General features: G+C 36.2%; 4 protein-coding genes. 3 read left to right on the forward strand and 1 reads right to left on the reverse strand.

Annotation, left to right across the window (positions count from 1 at the left end; all coding sequences use genetic code 11):
• Nucleotides 1-757: 757 nt before the first annotated feature.
• Entirely contained in the window at nt 758-1018 is a 261-nt protein-coding gene (locus HCUR_RS06635; protein ID WP_104207305.1) for a hypothetical protein, read from the reverse strand.
• 126 nt (nt 1019-1144) lie between these two features.
• Between HCUR_RS06635 and HCUR_RS09905 the strand changes: the two genes are divergently transcribed.
• The 3 genes from HCUR_RS09905 (at nt 1145) to HCUR_RS06640 (ending at nt 3409) form a co-directional block, all read left to right on the forward strand.
• Nucleotides 1145-1267, forward strand: a complete 123-nt coding sequence (locus tag HCUR_RS09905; RefSeq protein WP_279337784.1) for a hypothetical protein — start codon at nt 1145-1147, stop codon at nt 1265-1267.
• Between the two features lie 174 nt (nt 1268-1441).
• Nucleotides 1442-1591, forward strand: coding sequence for a hypothetical protein (locus tag HCUR_RS08825; protein ID WP_165780838.1), 150 nt, complete (start codon nt 1442-1444; stop codon nt 1589-1591).
• Nucleotides 1592-2467: 876 nt separating this feature from the next.
• The gene (locus tag HCUR_RS06640) at nt 2468-3409 is read left to right on the forward strand and encodes a Gfo/Idh/MocA family protein (RefSeq protein ID WP_104207306.1); all 942 of its coding nucleotides are present in this window, start codon (nt 2468-2470) and stop codon (nt 3407-3409) included.
• Nucleotides 3410-3755 lie beyond the last annotated feature (346 nt).

The raw sequence follows: 3755 nt of genomic DNA on the forward strand, positions 1-3755 counted from the left end.
CCTAACATTTGGGTTAAGCAATCAAGACGCCTATTGTCGATTTTGAAATATGGCTTTAAAATGCGCTTTAACTCGTTGACTGAAACCATGATGTATACCTCTTTTTCGATAATCGAGATTATACACTTTTTGTTTTTATTTCAGCGCGTTACTGTCAATGCAAACTAACTAACCAATTAGTTTTGTCCGGTACAGAGTGTTTTAACAGAAAATTTAAAAATTTTTGGGGCTTTACAGTGTCCCTAGAGGATTTACCTTTTTTAAGGAAGCAAAAGTACGTAGTCCACATAACGCAGCCGGTATTTTAAAAAAATGATTATTATGGATTTTGCTTTATTTAAATTTTCATTTTTTTTATAATTTTTGAAAGAGTATTAGAAAAAAATCATCAAAACTATAAAAATCTTTTTGTTAATGCACTGTTTTTTTTAAGTAGCGAAAGGTATTCTGAAAAGGAATCCAGTGTGGAAAGTGCCAAAAAAGTTATTCCACGTTTTCTATAGGAAAACAATTGGACGCCTAATTTTCAAAAATTTTATTATTATAGGTAAAACCCGTGGGTGGAACTTATCTCTCTACTGTATAGAGACTCTAAAGTGCGATTATATCATTGTTTGGAGAGACTTTCTACTGATGTATGCCCACATATCCCGCCCGATAATCTCTTCCAGGAATGTTAGAGTCTGGATTTATGGATTAGCGATCCGCCTTAACAAGCGCATAGAATGCGCGATTATCACTCTATTTTCCACAGCTGCTATAGCCATTTCGTACGCTTTAGACAATCTTGGATAATCATTGAGCCAAGTAAAGGTTCGTTCAACGACCCATCTTGGGGTTCTGAAATTTCAATTGTCTTGTTAAGAACGTTTCCCAAAAACTCTATCATAGTTTTTCCATACCCGGCATCGACGCAAACGCCTTTGAGTGTCGGATACTGTTGAAGAGCCTCTTGAAAAACATTGCACCCCCCTACTGTATTATGTTGATTAGCTTCATCATTGCCTGGATCACTCATTCTTATTACCTCCAAGCTTGACGATACTCCCTCATTTTATCCATGAATACAGGTTCTAAGTTCGTACTAAGCCAAGTAGCACAATGGACATGGACTGTTTAGAACACACTATCACAATGGATCTTGATGCCGATCCGCCAGATCGAGCAGAGCGCTGTTAGCATTTTGAAAGCCCTGAGACGTTTTGAGGTTCGCTATAAAAAACCCAAAGGCGGATCCAAAAAAATCTGTATTGTTCCAAAAGCGTGATCAATTAAAAAAGCAAAGTTGATGAACGTGGAAATACCCATGATATGTCAAAAACTCACCGGTATTCTGTAAAAAGGTGGCGTTGTTACGGAAAACAGGATTAGGGTGCACAAAATAGAATAAATGTGTATAACAATAGGCGCTTTAATGGGCTTTACTTGAGGGGTAGAGGTATTGACTTGTTGGGTAGCGCAAATGTTCCTACCCAATATCTCAGAAAATTGTGGTATTGTCATGAATAATACTGCGTTCCATCAAGGTAAAGCTATGCAGAAAATGATTAAGGATGCGGATCATACTTTACCTACTTCTTTATTTTCCTGATCTTATCCCATTGAGAAACAACGGGCTCACGCTAAACAGATGCGACGTTCTACACATTGTTCAATTGACGCGCTATTTTCTATAACCGTTCTACAGGTAGTTGGCTATAGAATACAGAAAATTAGGTAGTGATCAAAAAATAAAGGAAAAAATAGTTATGGTTAGCAAAAGTAGCCTAAGTAGAGAGTGAAAAAGGTAAGAAAAAGAAGGAGTAATCAATCCTAAAGCACGATTAGGAAAGAAAAGAACCATAGATCTAAATCAGCTGAAAGTCTATGTTCACAATAACGAAGATAAACTATGAGCAAAGAGTGTTAGGCTATTTATCTCTCTTTTCTTGCTGCGCTTCCCCAAAGAAAAAAGAGTTTTTATCGCTAAATCTTAGCTTTTTTAATATTACACTATGACACATTCTTTGCTTATCGTAAATTCAGCTTGAATATCCTTTAATTTAGTTTTTTTATTATTTTGAAAAACATGAAAAATAATTCTATCTTTAAATAGTTTAGTTTTTACGTTTACACCCTAAACGTTTTCGAGCATCCTAATTTCCTTCTTTCTGATATTTATTAGGCCATCGACTTTTTAGTTTTCTTTTTATCTGACCATGATTGAACAGCTAATTCAAGGTGATTTATTATGTCATCCCTCATCGTAAGAGAAAAATAAGTTTAAATTAGTAGGAAGCCTATATTAAGCTAAAGGCTAGAGAGTGTAATCACTATATAGCTTTCTTAGCTGAAATCTATTATTCGATGTTTAGCCTTTAGGTGGCTATCTGGTGAAAAAAGCGCCTCTTTACAGATTTTTAGTGCGTATGTTACAATACAGCCCGATAGAGAGAAGAAATTTGTTCACGAATAGGGTAAAACAGTAATGATTGCAGTGGTTGGCTGTGGGCTTTGGGGAACGAATATTTTACGAACCTTATCAGAAATGAGAGTATTAGAAGCAATTTGTGACGAAGACAGTACGTGTTCTTCTAACAGGTCCCAGTGTTTTCAGGTACCAGCTTTAACTTTTCCTCAGATCTTAGAAAATGACCGTATTCAAGGCGTTGTATTGAGTATTCCTGCTCCATTGCATGCGAAAATGGCGCTCTTAGTTTTAAGTTCAGGAAAACATGTTTGGATCGAAAAACCTATGGCTTTAAATTTACAAGATGCCAAAAATATTTGTGCTCTTGCAGATGAAAATAATTTGCAAGTACTAGTAGGGCACGTGATTCGCTATCATGGAGCCTTTGAAAAAATGGTAACTCTTATTCATGCTCAAGAGATTGGAGAAATTTTATACATTGATTGTATACGCAATAATTGGGGAAGAGTGTGTCCTTGGGAGAAAGATGCGTTATGGAGCCTTGGTGTTCACGATATCTCTCTTGTTCTTTCCTTAATGGCTCAGCGTCCTGTAAAAGCACTCCGTTACGTTCAATCTTGTGTGCAGGGAGGAGATCAAGGAATGCTGCTATTAAAGTTTAAGAATGGAGTTCACGCCCGCATTTTTAGTTCTTGGTGTTATCCCATCAAAGAACAACGCTGTGTTGTAGTAGGGAGCCAGGGAAGTTTGGTTTTTGACGATATGAATCCTGATGGACAAGAGTTACGTTTATTACGGCACGATATTCTAAAAAATCCTCCGTTTCTTTCTTCTCAAACTTCTTTGATTCTTGAATATGATTATCATACGTTGCCTTTGCGGCGCCAATGTGAAGCATTTGTGAAGGCAATATCCACTGGAACTCCTGTACTAACACCAGGTCAAGAAGCACTTTGGGGTATTGAGATATTAACAACTGCACAAGAGATAATGTTCTAAAAGTATTAAAGATTTATACTGTCTGAAGTAGCAACTTGTAGTAATTTAATTTGTTATAATTGTCAGAAAATGAAAAAAATATAATACAGTCTAGACTTAAATGAAAGCGTAATATAGCCTACTAACTATAGAACAATGATAATATAAGAAAATAGAAGATATTTAAAGCTGTCGTATTCATTATCGTAAAGATTTAGGAATTAAGACGAAAGAAGGATAGAGCGATGAGGAAGCGGGTAGACATTTTGGAATGGGTCAGCAGACGATAAAGGGAGTATACGTTGAGAACCGACATTCGTTCACTATAAACCAGCCAGAACAATAGACATGGACTGTTTATAACACA

Origin of the sequence: Holospora curviuscula, assembly GCF_002930195.1 — a bacterium.
GTDB classification, from domain to species: domain Bacteria; phylum Pseudomonadota; class Alphaproteobacteria; order Holosporales; family Holosporaceae; genus Holospora; species Holospora curviuscula.